This is a genomic window from Clostridium zeae (assembly GCF_017312485.1).
GTDB lineage: Bacteria > Bacillota > Clostridia > Clostridiales > Clostridiaceae > Clostridium_AR > Clostridium_AR zeae.
In genome coordinates this window covers 313,113-332,493 of record NZ_BMBA01000004.1, presented here as the reverse complement: position 1 = coordinate 332,493, position 19,381 = coordinate 313,113, and the positions used below count along the sequence as shown (strand labels likewise).

At 32.1% G+C, this 19,381-nt stretch carries 21 protein-coding genes and 1 pseudogene; 21 read left to right on the top strand and 1 reads right to left on the bottom strand.

Features of this window, described 5'->3' with window-relative positions; translation table 11 throughout:
- Positions 1–48 precede the first annotated feature (48 nt).
- The 18 genes and pseudogenes from J3477_RS18765 (at position 49) to J3477_RS18680 (ending at position 12,579) form a co-directional block, all read left to right on the top strand.
- Positions 49–492, top strand: a complete 444-nt coding sequence (locus J3477_RS18765) for an NUDIX hydrolase (protein WP_206871472.1) — start codon at positions 49–51, stop codon at positions 490–492.
- A 275-nt stretch (positions 493–767) separates the two neighbouring features.
- Entirely contained in the window at positions 768–1,469 is a 702-nt protein-coding gene (locus J3477_RS18760) for a 4'-phosphopantetheinyl transferase family protein (protein WP_206871471.1), read from the top strand.
- Between the two features lie 417 nt (positions 1,470–1,886).
- Positions 1,887–2,279: a cytidine deaminase family protein gene (locus J3477_RS18755; protein ID WP_206871470.1), complete on the top strand. Its 393-nt coding sequence runs from the start codon at positions 1,887–1,889 to the stop codon at positions 2,277–2,279.
- 126 nt (positions 2,280–2,405) lie between these two features.
- Positions 2,406–2,996, top strand: a complete 591-nt coding sequence (locus J3477_RS18750; RefSeq protein WP_206871469.1) for a GNAT family N-acetyltransferase — start codon at positions 2,406–2,408, stop codon at positions 2,994–2,996.
- A gap of 67 nt (positions 2,997–3,063) precedes the next feature.
- On the top strand, positions 3,064–3,315 hold the full coding sequence (locus J3477_RS18745; protein ID WP_206871468.1) for a DUF3781 domain-containing protein: 252 nt from the start codon (positions 3,064–3,066) through the stop codon (positions 3,313–3,315).
- Positions 3,316–3,392: 77 nt separating this feature from the next.
- Positions 3,393–3,725 (top strand): DUF1801 domain-containing protein, encoded by a 333-nt coding sequence (locus J3477_RS18740; RefSeq protein WP_206871467.1) that lies wholly within the window; start codon positions 3,393–3,395, stop codon positions 3,723–3,725.
- A gap of 167 nt (positions 3,726–3,892) precedes the next feature.
- Positions 3,893–4,501, top strand: coding sequence for a flavin reductase family protein (locus J3477_RS18735; RefSeq protein ID WP_206871466.1), 609 nt, complete (start codon positions 3,893–3,895; stop codon positions 4,499–4,501).
- Between the two features lie 747 nt (positions 4,502–5,248).
- A pseudogene (locus J3477_RS26160) lies at positions 5,249–6,244 on the top strand (glycoside hydrolase family 113); the annotation flags it as partial.
- A gap of 188 nt (positions 6,245–6,432) precedes the next feature.
- Positions 6,433–6,795 carry a class I SAM-dependent methyltransferase gene (locus J3477_RS18725; RefSeq protein WP_228731320.1) on the top strand — a complete coding sequence of 121 codons (363 nt, stop codon included), beginning with the start codon at positions 6,433–6,435 and terminating at the stop codon, positions 6,793–6,795.
- Positions 6,796–6,984: 189 nt separating this feature from the next.
- A complete protein-coding gene (locus J3477_RS18720) occupies positions 6,985–7,236 on the top strand; it encodes a DUF3781 domain-containing protein (protein ID WP_206871463.1) in 252 nt (83 codons plus the stop codon).
- 122 nt (positions 7,237–7,358) lie between these two features.
- Positions 7,359–7,892: an HD domain-containing protein gene (locus J3477_RS18715; RefSeq protein WP_206871462.1), complete on the top strand. Its 534-nt coding sequence runs from the start codon at positions 7,359–7,361 to the stop codon at positions 7,890–7,892.
- A gap of 186 nt (positions 7,893–8,078) precedes the next feature.
- Positions 8,079–8,618 (top strand): P-loop NTPase family protein, encoded by a 540-nt coding sequence (locus J3477_RS18710; RefSeq protein WP_206871461.1) that lies wholly within the window; start codon positions 8,079–8,081, stop codon positions 8,616–8,618.
- Positions 8,619–8,682: 64 nt separating this feature from the next.
- Entirely contained in the window at positions 8,683–9,513 is an 831-nt protein-coding gene (locus tag J3477_RS18705) for an ornithine carbamoyltransferase (protein ID WP_206871460.1), read from the top strand.
- 94 nt (positions 9,514–9,607) lie between these two features.
- Positions 9,608–10,378, top strand: coding sequence for a class I SAM-dependent methyltransferase (locus J3477_RS18700; RefSeq protein ID WP_206871459.1), 771 nt, complete (start codon positions 9,608–9,610; stop codon positions 10,376–10,378).
- Between the two features lie 129 nt (positions 10,379–10,507).
- Complete coding sequence (locus J3477_RS18695; RefSeq protein ID WP_206871458.1) at positions 10,508–10,963, top strand: AraC family transcriptional regulator; 456 nt, start codon at positions 10,508–10,510, stop codon at positions 10,961–10,963.
- A 321-nt stretch (positions 10,964–11,284) separates the two neighbouring features.
- A complete protein-coding gene (locus J3477_RS18690) occupies positions 11,285–11,683 on the top strand; it encodes a GNAT family N-acetyltransferase (RefSeq protein ID WP_206871457.1) in 399 nt (132 codons plus the stop codon).
- 62 nt (positions 11,684–11,745) lie between these two features.
- Positions 11,746–12,111 carry a hypothetical protein gene (locus J3477_RS18685; protein ID WP_206871456.1) on the top strand — a complete coding sequence of 122 codons (366 nt, stop codon included), beginning with the start codon at positions 11,746–11,748 and terminating at the stop codon, positions 12,109–12,111.
- Between the two features lie 159 nt (positions 12,112–12,270).
- A complete protein-coding gene (locus J3477_RS18680) occupies positions 12,271–12,579 on the top strand; it encodes an MGMT family protein (protein ID WP_206871455.1) in 309 nt (102 codons plus the stop codon).
- An 88-nt stretch (positions 12,580–12,667) separates the two neighbouring features.
- Here J3477_RS18680 and J3477_RS18675 read toward each other — a convergent pair whose 3' ends face one another.
- A complete protein-coding gene (locus J3477_RS18675) occupies positions 12,668–13,306 on the bottom strand; it encodes a hypothetical protein (protein ID WP_206871454.1) in 639 nt (212 codons plus the stop codon).
- Positions 13,307–13,719: 413 nt separating this feature from the next.
- Between J3477_RS18675 and J3477_RS18670 the strand changes: the two genes are divergently transcribed.
- The 3 genes from J3477_RS18670 (at position 13,720) to J3477_RS18660 (ending at position 19,040) form a co-directional block, all read left to right on the top strand.
- Positions 13,720–17,436, top strand: coding sequence for a 5'-nucleotidase C-terminal domain-containing protein (locus J3477_RS18670; RefSeq protein ID WP_206871453.1), 3,717 nt, complete (start codon positions 13,720–13,722; stop codon positions 17,434–17,436).
- 557 nt (positions 17,437–17,993) lie between these two features.
- Complete coding sequence (locus J3477_RS18665; protein ID WP_206871452.1) at positions 17,994–18,161, top strand: hypothetical protein; 168 nt, start codon at positions 17,994–17,996, stop codon at positions 18,159–18,161.
- An 18-nt stretch (positions 18,162–18,179) separates the two neighbouring features.
- A complete protein-coding gene (locus J3477_RS18660) occupies positions 18,180–19,040 on the top strand; it encodes an alpha/beta hydrolase (protein ID WP_206871451.1) in 861 nt (286 codons plus the stop codon).
- The last annotated feature ends 341 nt before the right edge of the window (positions 19,041–19,381 follow it).

The window sequence follows — 19,381 nt, the reverse complement described above, 5'->3', positions numbered from 1 at the left end:
TTATTTAATGGAATAATTAGTGATTAATTTAAGAAAGTAGGGGAGTTTATGAGAGCACCGTATCAAGTTTTAGTATTTCCTTATCATATTAATGATAAAAATATAGAATATGCCATATTTCATAGGAGTGATTTTGATTGTTGGCAGGCTATTTCTGGTGGAGGAGAAGATGGAGAAACCATAATTGAATCCGCTAAAAGAGAAGCATGGGAAGAAGCAGGGATTTCTATGGATTCGCTTTACATTAAGTTAGACACAGTTAATTCAATACCTGCTGAAGAATTTGCAGCCAGTAAACATTGGGGAGAAAATGTATATGTTATACCAGAAAATTGTTATGGAGTTGAAATTACAGATAAACAATTGAAGCTTTCACATGAACATACAGAATATAAGTGGATGAGCTATGCTGATGCTATTTCATGTTTAAAATATGATGGAAATAAAGTAGCACTGGGGGAGCTCAATAAAAGGCTAAATAAGAAATTTTGAAAGGTTATGAGTTAAAGTTGGACAAGGTCTATTTAGTGGTACATTTAAAGATAAAGTTTTATTATCTAAGGTCTTTATCTTAAATATAGCCTAAATATATCTCTTATTGTAAAAACTCCATATTTTTGATAATATCACAAAAATGTTATAATTTACAATATTAATTGAAAAATGTAAACTGATAAAATATAATTAAATAAAATGCAGTATTGTAAAAACATGTATAAAATGCTATTTGCAGAAATATGATAGGAAGAAATACTTTAAGGTGATTTATGGAAATATATGCTGTGAGAATTTATGATCTTAGTGAAGAAAGATTAACTGAGTTATGCTCGCTAATTAATTTAGAAAAAAAGAATAAAATTGAGAGATTTGTTAATAAGAAAGATAAGATTAGGGCAATAATTGGGGAAACATTGATAAGAATGATAGTTATTGAAAACTTAAAGCTTAGCAATAAGTACATAAGCTTTGACAAAAATCAATATGGAAAACCTTATTTGAAAGATTATCCGAATATCAACTTTAACATATCTCATTCTGGAGATTATGTATTATGTGCTGTTGATGATAGCCCTATAGGAGTTGATGTTGAAGAGGTAAAAGATATTAAATATGAAGAGATAGCTAAAAGCTTTTTTACAACAAAGGAGTCTGAATATATTATTAGTCAAGACTTAAAAATTCAATTAGATAAGTTCTATGAAATATGGACCTTAAAAGAGAGCTACATTAAATGTTGTGGACAAGGGTTATCAATACCATTAAAGTCTTTTTATCTTGACCTAGATCAGCGTGAAAATATTAAAGTAGTTAGCAATGATAAGTATACAGAACATACTTTTAAGGTATTTAATATAGAGTTAGGTTATAAGGTCGCTGTATGTTCTTTAAATAAAGAGATTTCTAATAATATAGTAAGATTAGACCAGAACTATTTAATCAATAAGTTTACTGAACTTTGCCTTAAGTAAGCTGTTGATAATGAGTAAATGTTTCAATTCTTAAAAGAAAGTTGTGAAAAAGCAACAAAAACTTAAAGTAATGATCTATGTAAAGCAATTTTATAATTAAAAGTATTTTTGTTATTCCAGTTTTTATGTTAGACGCTTAGTCTACTTTTTTTATTTCATTAACAAGGAAGAAATAAGTACTTTGTTGAAGAATTAGAGACCGGTTAGGTAGTTATTGGTGACAATCAGTTTTTTAAAGGTTATACAGTGTTTCTTTGTAAAGTACATAAAACAGAATTAAAATACCTACTGAAGAAGAATTAAAAGAAATGAAAGAAATGAAAGAAAAACTTATAGTGAAATTAAATCATTTAGTATAATAAAAATTCCAATTTGTAAATAAAAATAGATGAAACATGAGAATTTATGGAGGGAAATATGGAACAAATATGGGAAAAACTTTATAAAGAAGCTATGAATGTTATAAATCCACATGAAGTCTCAAGCACCATGTGGGTTGGAAGCGTTGCTTCAGCTGTATTAACCAAGAAAGGCAATATCTATACAGGTATATGCATTGATACAAACGGTTCCTTAGGAATGTGTGCAGAGAGAAATGCTTTATCAACAATGCTCACTCAAGGTGAAAATGAAGTGGATAAAGTAGTTTCTGTTTATAAGGATGGAAAGGTTATACCGTCTTGTGGGGCCTGTAGAGAATTTATGATGCATCTTGGAACGGATGCAGAAAATATTGAAATGTTACTTGATAATGAGGGGAAGACAATAAAGCTAATAGAATTACTACCAGAATATCCAAGATATAAATAGCTGCGAGGTAAGAATATTTATAATTATAATTTTATTTATGAAATCTAGGATTGATAAAATGATGAAAATAAACAGCATAATCAGGGGGCATCATTTTGTAACTCCTGCAATCAAAGGAGAGATATAATGGATATTTTTATTAGACTTGAACAAGAAAAAGATTATCGTCGTGTGGAAGAAGTAACAAAACTTGCATTTTCATATCCTGGCAGAGTTGAGCGTGGGCAAATTGGATGTCCATTTGAACATTGGATGGTTCACGAACTGCGCAAACGAGACGGAATACTAGCGTTAAGCTTGGTGGCAGAAGTAGATAACTCTGTTGTAGGTCATATTATTTGTAGCGAAGCCACAGTTAAAACATCTGATAAAACTTTGCCTGTTTTGAATTTTGGTCCTATCAGCGTACTGCCTGAATATCAGCGACAAGGTGTTGGTTCAGCACTTATAAACGCCATGATTGATAAGGCAAAACAGCTAGGATATGGAGCAATATTGTTTTTTGGACGACCAGAATACTATCCACAATTTGGATTCAAGGAAGCTGAGGTATTTGGCATAACAGATTCTGAAGGATATAATTATCCAGCTTTTATGGGCATGGAACTGATACCTAAATATTTATCCGTAGCTTGTGGAGGAAAATACTACGAATCTGACATTTACAATGATGATCTAAATCGGGACAAAGTTAAGGCTTTTGATGATGATTTTTAATACAGAGCATGATCATAACTATGTGACTTAACAAATTCCAATTTAAGATTGATACAGGAGGATAAAAATGGATGATAGCAGTGAGCTTATTTTAAACTTAGATAAGCTACATACAACTGATTTAGGAGTCGTTAGAATTAAGAGAAATATATCTTTAGATGTGGAAGATGTTGTTAGATGGTGTAGAAATAAAATTCAAAATCCAGATGCTTCTATAATCAGAAGGGGCAAAAACTGGTATGTAGATATAGATGATTGCGAAATAACGGTAAATGCTTATAGTTATACAATTATCACGGCACATAAGGTAAAGAAGTAAATTAGATTTCATTTAAAAAATAATTAATTCCAATTTAATGTTTATTAATAAATAGTAATTTGTGGGGTAACGTTAATATGAATGAAAACATTCAAAATTATATTGAAAAATACAGCGAGGAAATACAAGACCTTTTTTCAGAGGTGCGTGAGCTTATTATAAAAAGTGTACCTTGCAGGATAGAAGAAAAATTATGGGCAAAATTACCGAGCTTTTATGTTGACGATAAATTCGTAAGAGTTATTCCTTTTAAGGACCATATTAATATTAATTGTACTGCAATTATTGATCATAAATCACAATTAGAACAATATAAGATTACACCTAAAGGGATGTTGCAGATTTATCTTAATCAAGACATACCCTATACTGTTTTGCAGGCAATTTTTAAGGAGTCGTTAATTGGGTAAATTCCAATTTAAGTTGAGTAGTATAAATAGTAATTTGCACTGAGGAACATTATGATATGTATTATTAATGAAAGAGAGCAGAAAGAGCAAATAGCAAGAGAAATATTAAAAGGAAGTGAAATTTAATGAAAAAAGAATATTCAGTTATTCCAGAGTCAATGAGAAATATGGAAGCTTACGGTTTTTCGTGGATGGATTTTGTGACTGCGATACCATCACCACTATTTGTTGTAACTTCCTATAAATCTAATGGAAAGCCTAATGCTTGTTTGCAGTCGTGGGCATGTTTTAATGGTAGTCCTCGTGGCTTTTATGCAATTCTCTCAAGTGTAAATAAATCTGGACACATGTATCAAACTATAAAGGAAAAAGGGGAAGTAGTGTTGAATTTTCCATCCGCTGATATTTACGAAAAATGTACAGCAACAATTGCTAATAATGGATTCGATAACGATGAAATAACCTTATCGGGACTTACTGCTGAACAAGCATCTAGTGTAAATGCACCACGTATCAAAGAATGTTTTCTTAATCTTGAATGCCGCTATCTGTGGGAACGTGAAATAAAAGATGGGGATACCCACGTTTTAATATGCTTAGAAGTTGTTAATGTTTGTGCAGATGAAGTTCATTTGGATGAAAACGTTCAAGGAAGATACGGTGAAAAAGGATACCTTTACAATGTGCATTATCCAATAAACCCAGAAAATTTTGAGGGTAAATCACACGATTGGATAGCAACATTGAAAAAGCTTAAGGATATGGGGGAATATTAAAAAGTTATCCATATTATGAAACATTGAGAAAAAGAGGTATACTATATGCAAAGTTTGGTCTTATTATTGATTATAATTGTTCTAATAATTATATTGATATTGGCATCAATTAAGCATTTAAAGAACAAATGCAATCTTAAACCAGTTACCATAAATGTTTTTAGAGTATCAATAGTATCAATTTTAGTTGGCTTAGTAATATTAGGCTTGTGGAGTTCAGGTTTAAGATTTACGCCCCTTCAGGCTTCAAAAGCTAACAGCTTTATAGAGGTTGATAGCAAATTCTTAAAAGAAATAAAGATAGATAATAATTTCCTTCACATCTACTACAATCCTAAGGAAAAATTATATAGGACTACTTTTACTAAACATGTTGGATTTCTTTTCGAAAGTAAATCTTCAACCTATTACTATCCCCATGAAGAAGATATGGTAGCAACCTTAGGTGGCAGCAATATTGAAACAAAGGAAGGCTATGAATCTGTGTTATATATTGCAAGTAAAGACCCACAAGTAACAGAATTTGAAGTACTCGATTCGGACGGCAACTATATAAGCCGGCAACCAGCCAATTCAGGAGATTCTGTAACAATTCAGTATAAGTATCCAAGTAGTGAAAATACCGCAAATTATAAAGTTTTAGCACTAAATAAAGATTTAGATGTTGTTTACTACTATGGTTACCCAATAAATTCTAATAAAATGAGCATTGATGATTATAAATGGCATGAAATGAAAAACGAAAAATTAGACAGTAAATTTGCAGCAAAAATTAAATCAGGTAATTTAGTCACTAACTATAAAATTGATACAGTGCTTAGCGATATAGATAACTTAGGTCTTAATACCTTAAACATTCCTGTTGTTATAGCTATAAAAGACCTTTCATCTAGTGATATGTCAATTGATAAGAATAGCGAAGAACAGGCAATAAAGCTTATTAAGAAGTTGCAAGGTAAAAACATAAATATAATACTTGAGCCCTATCCATGGATAGCAAATGGCAGTAAAGTTGAGACAGAATGGAAGCCTAATAATATCAATGATTTCTTCAATAATTGGAAAATCAAAGTATTAAAACCTTTAATTGACGATATTGCAGTGCCATATCATGTTGAGTCCTTTAACATCGGTACGAGCTTCAACAATATTGAAAATTATGAAGACCAGTTCTGTGAAATGATAGATTTTGTAAAGAGTAATTACAAAGGTTTAGTTACTTATAGAACAAGCTGGTGGGTAACAACTAATTGGAATGATCCTTCAACCAAAAAGATTGAAGATAACTTAAAAGCAGCATATAACAAGAAGCTTAATAACAAACTATTTTCAAAGCTAGATTTCATTTCCATTGCTTCTTACTTTGAACTTACTGATAAGGATACAAATACCGTGGACAACCTAGTTAGGGCTCTCCAAAGTACCCAAAGATATAATAGAAAGCAAAATGTAAAGCAAGAAATCAAAAGCTTTAATACAAAGTATAATAAACCAATCTTCTTTGGCGAATTAGGCTTTCCACCAAAGGATAAAGCTTCTATTGAGCCATGGAATCCATATCTAACATATAAATGGAAGGATAAAGAACAAGCTAATTGTTTTGAAGCCTATAAGACTGTATTTGAGAATGAGCCATGGAATTTAGGCTTTTCAATTTTTGCAATCGGAAGTAAGGAATCTGACAACAACTACTATCCAAGTGATGATACAATGGAAATCATAAAAGGATGGTATTCGAAATAGGGAAAAAAACGAAGATAGAGTTTCTTTAGTTACAATATATTACATTATCCAGGAAAAAGGAGATAATGATGAATAGTAAGTACGATAACTGTATAAATCAATGGAATAATATTTTTTCAAAAGAAGTAACTAATGCACCTATAGAGTCAACCTCCGGAAATGAAACCCTTGATAAAGGAATCAAGTAGATTTGTAATGGCACAGAAAAAATTCTTGATTTTCGATGTGGAAATGGTACTATGCTATTTTTATGTGCTGCTAATGGAACAAAATATGATATTGGAATTGATTTATCAGAAAAAGGTATTGAGGTTGCAGAAAATAGAGTACAGCAAATGACGCAAGGGGAATTTCATTTTATACAAGGTGGAATCGATAAGCTGAAGAAAATGGATAACCTAGATGTAGATGCTGTGATTTTATCTAATATTATTGATAATTTGTATCCTGATGATGCAGAAGTTCTAATTAGCGAAGTGGAAAGGTTCTTAAAAGGAAGTGGTAAAGCTAAATCTATATTTATCAACAGATCAATGGGTAAAGTTCTTTGAAAGAAAATTTCATATAAAACAATATGAAGAAATCTATTATCCAGAATATGAACAGTTTAATAGAATGTTCTGGATTGTTAAGAAAATATAATAACACATTACTTAAAGAGTGGACTTAATCAGTAAGTCCCAATTTAATGTTTATTAATATAAATGATAAATTTGAAAGGTTGATACAGGTTGACAAAAATGGATGATGGAAGTGAGCTTGTTTTAAACTTAGGTAAGCTACATACAACTGATTTAGGAGTTGTTAGAATTAAGAGAAATCTTTCCTTAGACGTGGATGATGTTATTAGATGGTGTAAAAATAAAATTCAACATCCAGATGCTTTGATAATCAGAAGGGGCAAAAACTGGTATGTAGATATAGATGATTGTGAAGTAACGGTAAATGCTTACAGTTATACAATTATTACGGCACATAAGATAAAGAAGTAAATTATATAAACTCAAAAATAGATAAATTTCAATTTAATATTGAGTAATATAAATATTAGTTTATAAGTGATTCGTTTAACAAATGCGAACTGAAGATTATTATAAAATGGGTAGGTGAAGATATGGAAAACCATATTGAAAAAATTCAAAAGTATTTACATAATGGACGTACTGAAGATATGGGTAATCGCATTGAAAAACTTCGAAAATATATTGATGAAATTCTAATAAATATGAGAGACACTGAAGAAAGAAGATGTGGTTACCTCCATTTATATGGAGTTTCTCAGGCATGTGCAATGATTGCTCTCAAAAGAAATCAAGATGTTGAGTTGGCAACCATGGTTGGTATGTTACATGATTTACATTCATATAAGACCATGAATACTGAAAATCATGCTGAACACGGTGCAGTTTTGGCACGTCAAATTCTTGAGGAGTTGTCACTGACAACTGATAATGAAACAGATTTGATATGTTCGGCTATTCGTAACCACAGTTCAAAGGCAACTATTCATTCTGCATTTGATGAGGTATTAAAAGATGCAGATGTTTTGCAACATTGTTTATATAATCCTCTTTTTCCTGTGATGGAACATGAAAAATGTAGGTTTCAGAATTTGCTAAATGAATTTGGTATTTTGAGAACGTTATAAGTATAATGTGGAGTGCAACAAATTCCAATTTTTAAATCAGAACAGGTAAAACGTGAGAAATGAAGATGGAGAATATGGAACAAATATTGGAAAAACTTTGCAAAGAAGTTATGAAGGTTTTAAGATTATATTAAGATAATTAATAATTTGAATTTTTGATTATTTGCTTTCTAGGAAGTGATATTATTGGATACGTATAAATACAATCGCATCATCATTGTTGGCAATAATGGTAGCGGGAAAAGCTTTTTATCTAAAAAATTGTCTGTTATTGCAGGTTTACCACTCATTCATCTTGATGTTGAGTATTGGCTTCCTAATTGGGAACAACCAACGAAAGAAGAATGGATTAAGAAAGTAATGGAGCTTACATCAAAGGAAAGATGGATAATAGATGGTAATCATACTAACACAATGGAGCTAAGATTTAAAGCGGCGGACTTAGTCATATTTCTTGATATAAATCGTTTTATATGTTTGGCCAGTGTATTATTAAGAAACGGTAAAAAGCGCTCTGACACACCCGAATATCTTGAAGAAAAATTTGATAAGGCATTTTTGCGTTTTTGTAAGGGTTTATGGAGTTTCTCCAAAACACGTAGACATGTTATAACGGATTTACATAACAAGTATCCCGATAAACCGTTTTGGGTTATTCATACAAGAAGAGAAATGAAAAAGTTATTAAATCAATGTAGTAATGAAAAAACTAAATATATAAATTAGGCATTATAAGAATAACACAAAGCAGACAAATAGTAATTTGTAGATGATTTGGAGGTGATAACTTATGAAGAGTTTAGTTAGGCTAAGAGAATATAGTAGAGATGATGTTCAAAGAATATTCCATATTGCTGATGAATTACAAAGCGGAAAGTATAAGGACTTTTTAAAAGGTAAGACAATAGTTATGTTCTTTCCAGATTCAAGCATTAGAACAAGAATTACGTTTGAAAAAGGAATATATTTATTGGGGGGGCAAACTATATTATTTCCACCTTCAGCATTGGATAAGAAAGAAAAAATTGAAGATGTCATAGGATATTTAAATAATTGGACTGATGGTTTAATTATACGCTACAAAGATATTTCTGTTATTGATGAAATAATAAGGTATGCTGATTTTCCAGTAATCAATGCTATGACAGATATAAATCATCCTTGTGAGATGTTAGCTGATATGTATGGTTTATCCAAAATAAGGAGGGACCTTACCAAAGAAAATTATCTATTTGTAGGTGCAAGCGGAAATATTGGATTAGCATGGAAAGAAGCATCTGAACTAATGGATTTTTCATTAACACAAAGTAGTCCAAGTGGATATAAAATACCTGGTGTTAATCATATAATTGACTTAAAAAGTGCTATTGTTGGTAAAGATATTATTTGCACGGATTCGTTAGGCGCTAACATATTAAAAGATTTCTCTGAACACCAAGTTACATTAGAAATAATGGAGAATGCAAATAAAAATGCAATATTAAATCCTTGTCCTCCTTTTTATAGAGGAGAAGAAGTTTCTAAGGATGTAATAGAAAGTAAGTATTTTGTTGGATATTCTTTCAAAAAATATTTACTAGAGATACAACAAGCAATAATAATATATAGTATGTTAAGCTAAATAAATTCCAATTTAAATTTAAGTATTATAAATTATAATTTGTGAGGCACTTGAAATCTGAAAATAATTAATATCATAGGAAGGAGTACATTTTATGGACAGGGATGAAATATTAAAAACCAATAAGACATATTGGGACTCAAATGCAGATTTATGGTTTGGTACCACAGCACTACCAGAATACGGAGTTAAATTTGTGACAGAAGATGACTTACATTTGTTTGGAGATGTTTCAGGTAAAAAGTTGTTGGAAATATGTTGTGGCAGTGGTCACTCTTTAAAATATCACGCTGATAAAAATGCCTCTGAATTGTGGGGAATAGACATTTCCCATAAGCAAATAGAAAATGCTGATGCTTACTTGAAAGAGCATGGGTATACAGCAAAATTTATTTGCTCACCTATGGAAGCAGATATGGATATCCCAACAAATTATTTTGACTTCGTTTATTCCATATACGGGATCGGTTGGACCACAAATCTACAAGGTATATTCAATAAGATAGCATCTTATCTGAAAAAAGACGGTATATTTATATTCAGTTGGCATCATACGTTGAATTACTGCGTGGCTTGGTCATGTAACCAACGCAAAGATGTTATAGAAAATGACACCTTGATTTTTAGTAAAAGCTATTTTGATGAATCATATTTTACTATGCCAGTTGATGGAAGTGAAATAATATTATGTAATCGAAAAATATCAACATATATCAACGCTTTAGCAAAAGCAGGATTTGTTGTTGAACAAATGGTTGAGCAATCTGATAATGAAACAATGGAAGCAGTTCGAGATGTTAGCGACAAAACTAAAAAGGCAAAGATGCTTCCGATTTCTTTTTGCATTAAGGCAAGGAAATTGTAATGTGAGCTTCGTTCATTATGAGCAAAACGGGAAGTTGTCAAATCCTAATTTAAGGTTTAGTAGTATAAATAGTAATTTGAATGAGAGATTGAATAGATAATTATTTTTATAAGAAAGGTGAGTGAAATTATGGCTTATAAATTAAAAGAAGTAACAATAAGAACCAATAATTCTGAAGAAGGAATGAAAAAAATTGATGAAATTTGGGATGATATTTCAAGTGGAAAACTTCCTATTCTTTTTGATAGTGAGCATACATTTCAACAAGGTATTTCTCCTGTTTCAAGATATAGTAACTATTCTAGTGATGAGAGTGGAGATTATGACCTTAGCATAATGGCTGTATCAGTTGACTTCTTTCAAGATATAGAATTAGCAGTAAGTAAAGGATTATACAAAAAATATGTTGAAAAAGACGAAAACGGAGATATAGGTGTATGTGCAAGAAAAGCTTGGGAAAAAGTATGGGCTGAGCAAAAATCAGGTGAAATAAAAAGAACCTTTACCAAGGATTATGAAAGTTCCGTTCCTAGTAAATATACGAAAGATGGAAAAGCACATTGCTATTTATATATTGCCATTTAGTAGAACGCAAAATGATGAATTACTTGTTTGGACAAGCCATAGAACAGTAACTTTCTATGAGTGAGAGGAATTTTCAATGAGCAACGAAATAATGGAATTAGAATTATAGTCAATATTGATTTATAATTTAAGAAAAGGATATTGTCGCTTGTTCTATGTAGCATAAGGATTGGAAGGAGAAAATTAATGATATTTTGTAAAAAAGGTAATTTGCTTATTCGTAGTTTGGAATATGCAGACAAACCCTTATTGGTAAAATGGCTTTCTGATAGTTGAGTTCTCAAATATTATGGTGGAAGAAACAATATATATAATGAGAGTATGATAGAAACAAAATTTTATAATGGTAGTAATAAAACAAGATGTATAATTGAATATTTTGAAATACCGATAGGTTATATACAATTTTACGCTATTAGCGAAGAAGAGTGCTATGAGTATGGATTTGAAAATCTTAAAGGCGAGATTTATGGCACAGACCAATTTATCGGAGAAACTAATTATTGGGGACAAGGCATAGGGAAAATGCTAATGGAACTAATTACAAATTATTTAACATCTGAAAAAAGAGTTCAGAAAATATTATTAGACCCACAATCTTGGAACGAAAGAGCAATTAAATGCTATGAAAAAAGTGGATTTATAAAAATAAAATTGCTTCCAAAACACGAATTACACGAGGGAGAACTAAAGGATTGTTGGTTGATGATGTATGGTTAAGGCATAATGAAAACATATATTTTTAAATAGAAGTGAGATTAGATTTTTGGAGGTTAAGTTATATGGAAAAGTATACAAGAGAAGAATTGAAAGAGGCACTACAAGTTATAGTTTCGACTATTAGTAACTGTGAAAAAATGCAGCCCAAATTTGCAGAGGGTACTTCACAACACTCACTACTTAAGAATAGGATAAAAGCGCTATATATTTCAAAAGCATTGATAACAGATGAGGAAATAACTGACAAATATACAAAAGAAGAATTGATAGAAGCATTACCACCAGTATCTTCAGTTATCAGTAAATGTGAAAAAGCAGTGCTAAAAGTTACTGAAGGCACCTCTCAGCACACCCGCCTTAAGAAAATAATAAAAGCGATGTATATTTCTAAAGCATTAATAACAGATGAAATTAGTAGAAGAGGATAAAAGAAAAGTATTTATTAGAAGGAGTAATAATGGATAAAAATAATGATTTGAGGTGACACGCTGTTTATGTTTTGCTAGTATTATACCAAAACAGGACATTAAATATTATGCGAAAATCTAACAATATCTCCAAGTAAGGATTTATACACAGGTGAATATATGAAAAAGGTTATGAATGAACAATTAATTTATGAAATACTCTCCGTTGTGGAAGAAATCCCAGAAGGAAAAGTAGCTACCTATGGACAAATTGCCGGGCTTATTGGTAGAGACAAAAATGCACGACTTGTTGGGAAGGTCCTTAGCCAAGCAGAACTTTATGGTGGGTACCCGTGTCATCGTGTGGTAAATCATGCTGGAAGGTTAGCACCTGGGTGGCAGGAACAACGATTTCTGCTATTAGAAGAAGGTGTATCCTTTAAAGATGAGAATCATGTTGATATGAAGAAAAACAAATGGGACTATTAGGATTGAGATTAAAGACCAATAAACAAAGTTATTGGGAGCATACACACATTTGATTTACACAAATCTATGTATGCTCCTTGTTTGTATGTTATTTAATTTTGAAAGCATTAAATTTTGTTTCATTAATTTCATTCATTTCATCTAAATTACTTTGTAATTCATTTTTATCATTATAGAGATTAAATTGTTCAACCTTTGAAGTGGAATTTGAAATAACTATATATCCGCTTTCATTTGATATATTTTCTTTTAAGCTTTGGCCATCAGAGAACTTTATATCAAGCTTATTAAGCTGAACAGGAATTTTCTTATCTTCTTTTGGATCCCATTTAGTGTTGTTGAAGGTTCCAAATAGTATTGTACTTCCATCGTATTCGGTTTTGTTTATGCTAAAGCACATACTTATAGGCGTTACTCCAGTGGTCCAGGCTTCAATATTATGTTTCATATCTAATAAAAATAGATCAGTAGATCTATGTCCATCTCCCGAGTATTTTTCTGCTAATACCAAATATTTATCCTTAAAGGATTTTGTATTATAGATTTTTAATTCGCCTTTATTTTTTGGGTCTTGGGTTAGATAGTATTTGGAGACAGCTTCTTTAATTAAACTGTCATTGTTGCTAGAATTAGCATCTAATTTTGTTTTATCTAAACTTGTAGCTTTGCAACCTGCTAATGACAGGCAAATTAGAGAGCACAGGGCTAGTGCAATAAGCTTCTTCAATTTTAAAACCTCCATTTCTTAATATATTTATATACGTAAAGATATTATATATAGTTATTAAATCTATACTTTGAATATTAAAAAATTCATATTAATTCTTTGCAAAGGCTCATTAAAGCATCGGATGTATAACCACTTAATTTCAACGGGGTGCTTTAACAGCACCAAATCTTTTAAAATATAGTATTATTATTTTTTTCTTGTAACAAAATAATAATAATGATAAATATGTAATCGCTTTCTTAACGTTTTAACAAAAATGTATTAAGAATAATTAATAGTATTTAACATAATTTGGAAGGAAAGTCAAAGGTGGAAAGTATAATATGAATTTTGTAACCAAGTTCTAAATATACTAGATTAGGATGTCCACTAATTGGATATTCAGAAACTAGGAAAAGTAGGGGGAGAAAATGTTAAATTCTATCAGGAAAGTTAAGGGATTTATTACACTGGCATTGTCAACAGTCATGACCTTTAGTATGATCGGTCCAATAAATGTCATGGCAGACACCACTAACAAAAGTGAACAAGCTATAAGTACAACTGAAAAAAGTCAGCTTTTAGCCACAGGTAACGATAAGCTAACACTACAGATCCTTGCCACATCAGATAGTCATGGAAGATTTTTACCTTATGATTATGCGATAAACGCAGCGGATACTACAGGTAGTTTAGCTCAAGTTTATACTGCAGTAAAGCAGCTTAGAAGCCAAAATCCTAACAATACTATTCTTATAGACAATGGAGACACAATTCAAGACAATTCAGAAAGCCTATTTATCAATGGTTCATCAAATCCTATGATAGAAGCAATGAATATTATGGGTTATGATACTTTAACTTATGGAAATCACGAATTTAATTACGGAGTTCCAGCATTGAAAAATGTTATGAGTAAGTTCAAAGGAAAAACCCTTTGCGGCAATGTTTACAATCAAGATGGTTCAAGACTTGCGGCACCTTATACAATAGTTGAAAGAAGTGGAGTTAAGATTGGAATTATAGGTATGGTAACTCCAAATATAACTAGATGGGATTCAGTTAATCTAGAAGGTTACAAGGTAACTAATCCAATAATTGAAACAAAGAATGCAATAGCAGAACTTAAAAAGCAAAATGTTGATGTAATAATTGCTTCAGAGCATATGGGGGAAACAGGAGAATACAATGAGCCAGGATCAGGAGTAATAGATGTCCTTTCTCAGTGTCCTGAAATAGATGCCTTTATAGCAGGTCACTATCACTCAAGAATTGCTGGAGATTATTATTATAACAATGCAATATATACTTTAAATAGTAATGGCACAGTTACAGCAACTTTACAAGATGGCAGCACAAAGGCTTCAACTGTGGATGCTTACAACGAAGCTAAGCAAAAGGGAACTGTAATAGTAGAACCTAATAAGTGGGATAAGAGTCTTTCACAGATAAATATAAATGTTACAAAGAATGCTGATGGAAAGTATGTTATTGCAAACAAGGGTGCTGATATAACCACTGCAATATACGATATGGCGACTAAAACAGCAGTAACTTATCAGCCTGATGCAGACTTAACTGCAGCACTTCAATCTTATCATAAGATAGCAATTGATGATGCTAACACACCAATAGGAACCTTAAAGGGTGGAGATTTATCACCTAAGGATGAAGTTAAAGGAATAAGTGAAGCTAAACTTAAACCAACAGCTATGATTGATTTAATAAATAAAGTTCAGATGTACTATGGGGAAAAGGTTGCAGGACACAAAATAGATGTATCTGCAGCAGCTATGTTTAAAGATGTTCAAAATATAACAGAAGGTCAAATAAAGAAATGTGATACTGCGAACATCTATCAGTTTGACAATACTTTATATGTATTAAAAATAACTGGTACACAGCTTAAAAAGTATATGGAGTGGTCAGCAAACTACTACAATACCGTTAAGCCAGGAGACTTAACTGTTTCCTTTAATGCAGCAATACCAGGTTATAACTATGATATGTTCTATGGAGTTAAATATAAAATAGATATATCAAAGGAGCCAGGCAGCAGAATAGTTAATTTAACTAAAGCTGATGGTACTGCAATAGGTGACTCAGAAGTATTATATATGACTGTAAATAACTATAGAGCAAGTACTCAGCTTACAAAACCAGGTACTGTTTATTCAGCAGGTGACAGCTTGCCAGTAATCATCGGTCAGTCAGAAAAGACAAATGGTCTAGGTGATGGAAGAATAAGAGATCTTATAGGAAGTTATATTCAAAATGTTAAAGGAGGAACCATAACTCCAGAGTGTGATAATAATTGGAGCTTAACAGGTTACAATTTTAACACTTATGAAAGAAACTTAGCAGTTAAGTATATAAATAACGGTGCTATAGCTCTTGCACAATACAACGGTAAGGCAATCACTATGGATGATGTAAACAAAGCTATGAATCCAAATGGTGATAAGATAATAGATGTAGTTTCCTTCAATGACTTCCATGGAAACTTAGCAGAAGACACAAGTGCTAGCGGAAAGAACCTTGGAATGTCTAAGTTTGTAGCTGCTATAAATGAATATAAAGCTGCAAATCCAAACACAGTAGTTGTTTCAGGGGGGGATATTTATCAAGGAAGTGCAATGTCTAACCTTACTTATGGAGAACCTGTTTCTGCAATGTTGAAACAACTTGGTATAGTAGCTTCAGCAGTAGGAAACCATGAATTTGACTGGGGTATCGATAAGATAGCACCTTGGGCTAAAGACGGAAACTTTGATTTCCTAGCTTCAAATATCTATGATAAAAAGACAGGTCAACCAGTATCCTGGGCAAAACCATATAAGATGGTTACAGTAGATGGTGTAAAGATAGGCTTTGTAGGACTTACAACACAAGAAACAGCATTTAAGACTAAACCTGAGATCGTTGCAGGACTTGAATTTAGAGATCCGGCTACATCAGCAAAAGTATGGGCAGATAAGTTAAAGAGCGGAAGCCTTCCAGAAGGAAAAGCAGATGTGGTTATAGCACTTACTCATATAGGCTCTTCACAAGACGCAAAGGGAAATATTACTGGAGAAGTAGTAGATACAGGTTTATGCAATGTTGACAGCCTAGATGCTGTAATAACTGCACATTCTCACAATCCAGTAAGCGGCTATGTAAATAACAAGCCAGTAGTTCAAGCTTACTATGCAGGAAGATCTTTAGCTGATCTTTCAATAGTTATAGATAAGAATACAGGAAAGCTAAAGAGCATAACACCAAACCTAGATAATGTATATCAAAGAAAAGCAAAGATTGTTCCAGATACAACTGCACAAGCTACTTATACTAAGTACTATGCAGAGCTTCAACCAAAGCTTGAAAAATTAGAAGGTTATACAGATACAGAATTAACTCATGATAGATATGCAGAAGGCACATCTTTACTTGGTCAATGGGTAACTGATGTTATGAGAAAGGCAGTAGGAGTTCAAATAGGTATAACAAATGGCGGAGGCCTAAGAACCCCAATAGCAGCAGGAAAGATAACAATGGGTACTCTATACGAAGTAATGCCATTTGACAACACTTTAGTTAAGCTAAATCTTAAAGGCTCAGATCTAAAGAGAGTAATAGAAAATGGTATAATGAACACTAGCGTAGGCTGGGTTCAAGTATCAGGAATAAAAGTATACTACGATAAAGACGCTAAAGCAGGAAATAGAATCACTGCAATGTTCTTAGAAGATGGAACCCCAATAGACATGAACAAATCCTACTCAGTAGTTACAAATGACTTCATGATAACAGGCGGAGATCAATACGACTTCACAGGAGCACAAAATGTTTATGACACAGGAATTCCAATAAGAGACAGCCTAGCAAGCGCACTTGAAGCATTAGGATCAAAACACTTAGTAGTAAATGATGCTAAACCACTAGTAGCTGGAACAGCACCTGCAAACAATGGAGGCACCAATAATGGTGGAACAGGTACAACAAATCCATCAGTACCAACCTCAGGAACTGCAATATCAAGTCTTCCTAAGACAGGATCAACAATTGATTCAAATGTACTTTTAGGAGTTGGCGGAGTTGTAGTAGTACTAGGAGCTGCAATGTTTGTAGTTAGTAAGAGAAAGAAAAATGAAGATGAAGCAGCTTAAGGCTTAGTTAGAATAAGAGAGACTGCAGCACATTGATGAGAGGTTGATGTGCTATGGTTTTTTGTGTGTAGAGGGAAAATATCAAAGGTTTTAGCCTTAAAGAGATATTTAAGTTGTATTATGGTTTTAAAAATTTATTGGGAGATGATTTCAAGATTGAGATGCTTTGTTACATATTAGGAAGGGAGATGGTTAATATTTTGGTAAGTAAAGGGCAAAGATGATTGAATTTATTGAAGTTTGTAGAATAATGGTATAAAAGAGTATTATGTTATTAATGTAAATAAAGTTTAAATAATTATACTATAGAAAATAGATAAATATTTATAATATTGGATGGGAAACCATATCATAAGCAAATGCGAACTTTACTAAAATTGGATATAGAATTAATAGAAGCGACTTGCCATATTAGAGAAAATATGGTAAGTTTTATTTCGTTGATATATAATATAGAAATAGTACAAGATAGTTTCTAGTTGCGGGCTAGTGCTATAAAAGGAGTTATTGATATAAATAAGGATTTGTTCACCAAAGCTTTACGGGCGAATGATGAGATGCAACAAGTTTACAAAGAAGGACTGCATGAACAGACAACAAAATTTCTAAACGGAGACTTTATTGCACTAGATTTAAAAAACCTTAAAGTAGATAAAGTTGTGGAGATATGCAAACTGTTATATGATATATCGCAAAAAGCCGTGGTCATCGGAGCCGCAGATTAAAATGGGAGGATAATATCTATGGAATTAAAAGATATAAAACTTTGGAAAAAAAATGTTCCTGATGCCGACTTAATTTCTACTGTTGGGGACTTGAATAACGAAGGATTACCTACTCTGACCCCTTATTTATTAAAAGGGGAGAAACCCCGTCCTGCAATTATTGTTTGCCCGGGCGGATCATTTCAATTTAGAGCGTCTAATGAAGGAAAACCAATTGCAAAATGGCTAAATCAAATTGGAATAAATGCTTTTGTTTTAAATTATCGGGTTGCTCCTTTTACTCCATTTACATCAACCAAAGATGCAGTACGAGCGGTTAGGTATATTCGGTATCATGCCCTAGAATTTAATATTGATCCGGAACGGATCGGCATGATAGGATTTTCAGCTGGCGGTTATCTCACCGCTTTTGTAGGAACTCATTTTGATAATGAAATTATAGAACCGGATAGTCGAAATGCACAGATTATGTCGATGCTTTTGGGAGAACCAGATTTTAACGATCCGATTGATCAAACGAGTTCTAAACTTAATGCGATGATTTTATGTTATGCTGAGACATCCCCCTTTTCTAAGGAAAAATTGCCGCCAGATTCACTATTAACAAAAGATATTACAGTGGATGAATTTATAGACTTTACTTCAAATCATAAACATGTAACAGCGAAAACACCACCGACTTTTCTATGGATTACAGCGACCGATCACTGGAATTTTCAGCGCCAAAACTTACTTTTTGCTCAAGCTCTAAATGAGCTAAATCTACCATTTGATTTACATATATTCTCCAAAGGTCCCCATGGTTTAGGATTAGGTGAGGATGAACCTACGGTAGCAATCTGGCCAAAACTTTGTGAAAATTGGCTTCAAGGATTATAATATTCCGTTTATTAATTCCATTCTTGTAATCTCAGCATTGGAAAATGAACGCTTGATTGGGGCTATGAGGTATTGAGCGATAAAATGTTCAGAGCTATAATCTATGTTTTACCGAAATTTCAAAACAAGGGAATAGGCAAAGATTCCTAAAATGCTGCATTGAGCACTTCTCAAACTCGGAATGGTTAGTTCAAACAACAGAAATAATATCAAGTTGTTACGAGAAAAATGGATTTAAGATTAATAATGATGTGTTTTTATCCATGCCGTGTTAATTATTTTCACACACCTAATAGCATAATGTGGTTCATATTGACATATTCCCTCATAGTAGTTATTGA

Bases quoted from the DNA above. Each gene is read 5' to 3' on its own strand.
- J3477_RS18765 (WP_206871472.1), top strand. From the start codon at position 49: ATGAGAGCACCGTATCAAGTTTTAGTATTTCCTTATCATATTAATGAT.
- J3477_RS18760 (WP_206871471.1), top strand. From the start codon at position 768: ATGGAAATATATGCTGTGAGAATTTATGATCTTAGTGAAGAAAGATTA.
- J3477_RS18755 (WP_206871470.1), top strand. From the start codon at position 1,887: ATGGAACAAATATGGGAAAAACTTTATAAAGAAGCTATGAATGTTATA.
- J3477_RS18750 (WP_206871469.1), top strand. From the start codon at position 2,406: ATGGATATTTTTATTAGACTTGAACAAGAAAAAGATTATCGTCGTGTG.
- J3477_RS18745 (WP_206871468.1), top strand. From the start codon at position 3,064: ATGGATGATAGCAGTGAGCTTATTTTAAACTTAGATAAGCTACATACA.
- J3477_RS18740 (WP_206871467.1), top strand. From the start codon at position 3,393: ATGAATGAAAACATTCAAAATTATATTGAAAAATACAGCGAGGAAATA.
- J3477_RS18735 (WP_206871466.1), top strand. From the start codon at position 3,893: ATGGAAGCTTACGGTTTTTCGTGGATGGATTTTGTGACTGCGATACCA.
- J3477_RS18720 (WP_206871463.1), top strand. From the start codon at position 6,985: ATGGATGATGGAAGTGAGCTTGTTTTAAACTTAGGTAAGCTACATACA.
- J3477_RS18715 (WP_206871462.1), top strand. From the start codon at position 7,359: ATGGAAAACCATATTGAAAAAATTCAAAAGTATTTACATAATGGACGT.
- J3477_RS18705 (WP_206871460.1), top strand. From the start codon at position 8,683: ATGAAGAGTTTAGTTAGGCTAAGAGAATATAGTAGAGATGATGTTCAA.
- J3477_RS18700 (WP_206871459.1), top strand. From the start codon at position 9,608: ATGGACAGGGATGAAATATTAAAAACCAATAAGACATATTGGGACTCA.
- J3477_RS18695 (WP_206871458.1), top strand. From the start codon at position 10,508: ATGGCTTATAAATTAAAAGAAGTAACAATAAGAACCAATAATTCTGAA.
- J3477_RS18690 (WP_206871457.1), top strand. From the start codon at position 11,285: ATGATAGAAACAAAATTTTATAATGGTAGTAATAAAACAAGATGTATA.
- J3477_RS18685 (WP_206871456.1), top strand. From the start codon at position 11,746: ATGGAAAAGTATACAAGAGAAGAATTGAAAGAGGCACTACAAGTTATA.
- J3477_RS18680 (WP_206871455.1), top strand. From the start codon at position 12,271: ATGAAAAAGGTTATGAATGAACAATTAATTTATGAAATACTCTCCGTT.
- J3477_RS18670 (WP_206871453.1), top strand. From the start codon at position 13,720: ATGTTAAATTCTATCAGGAAAGTTAAGGGATTTATTACACTGGCATTG.
- J3477_RS18665 (WP_206871452.1), top strand. From the start codon at position 17,994: ATGCAACAAGTTTACAAAGAAGGACTGCATGAACAGACAACAAAATTT.
- J3477_RS18660 (WP_206871451.1), top strand. From the start codon at position 18,180: ATGGAATTAAAAGATATAAAACTTTGGAAAAAAAATGTTCCTGATGCC.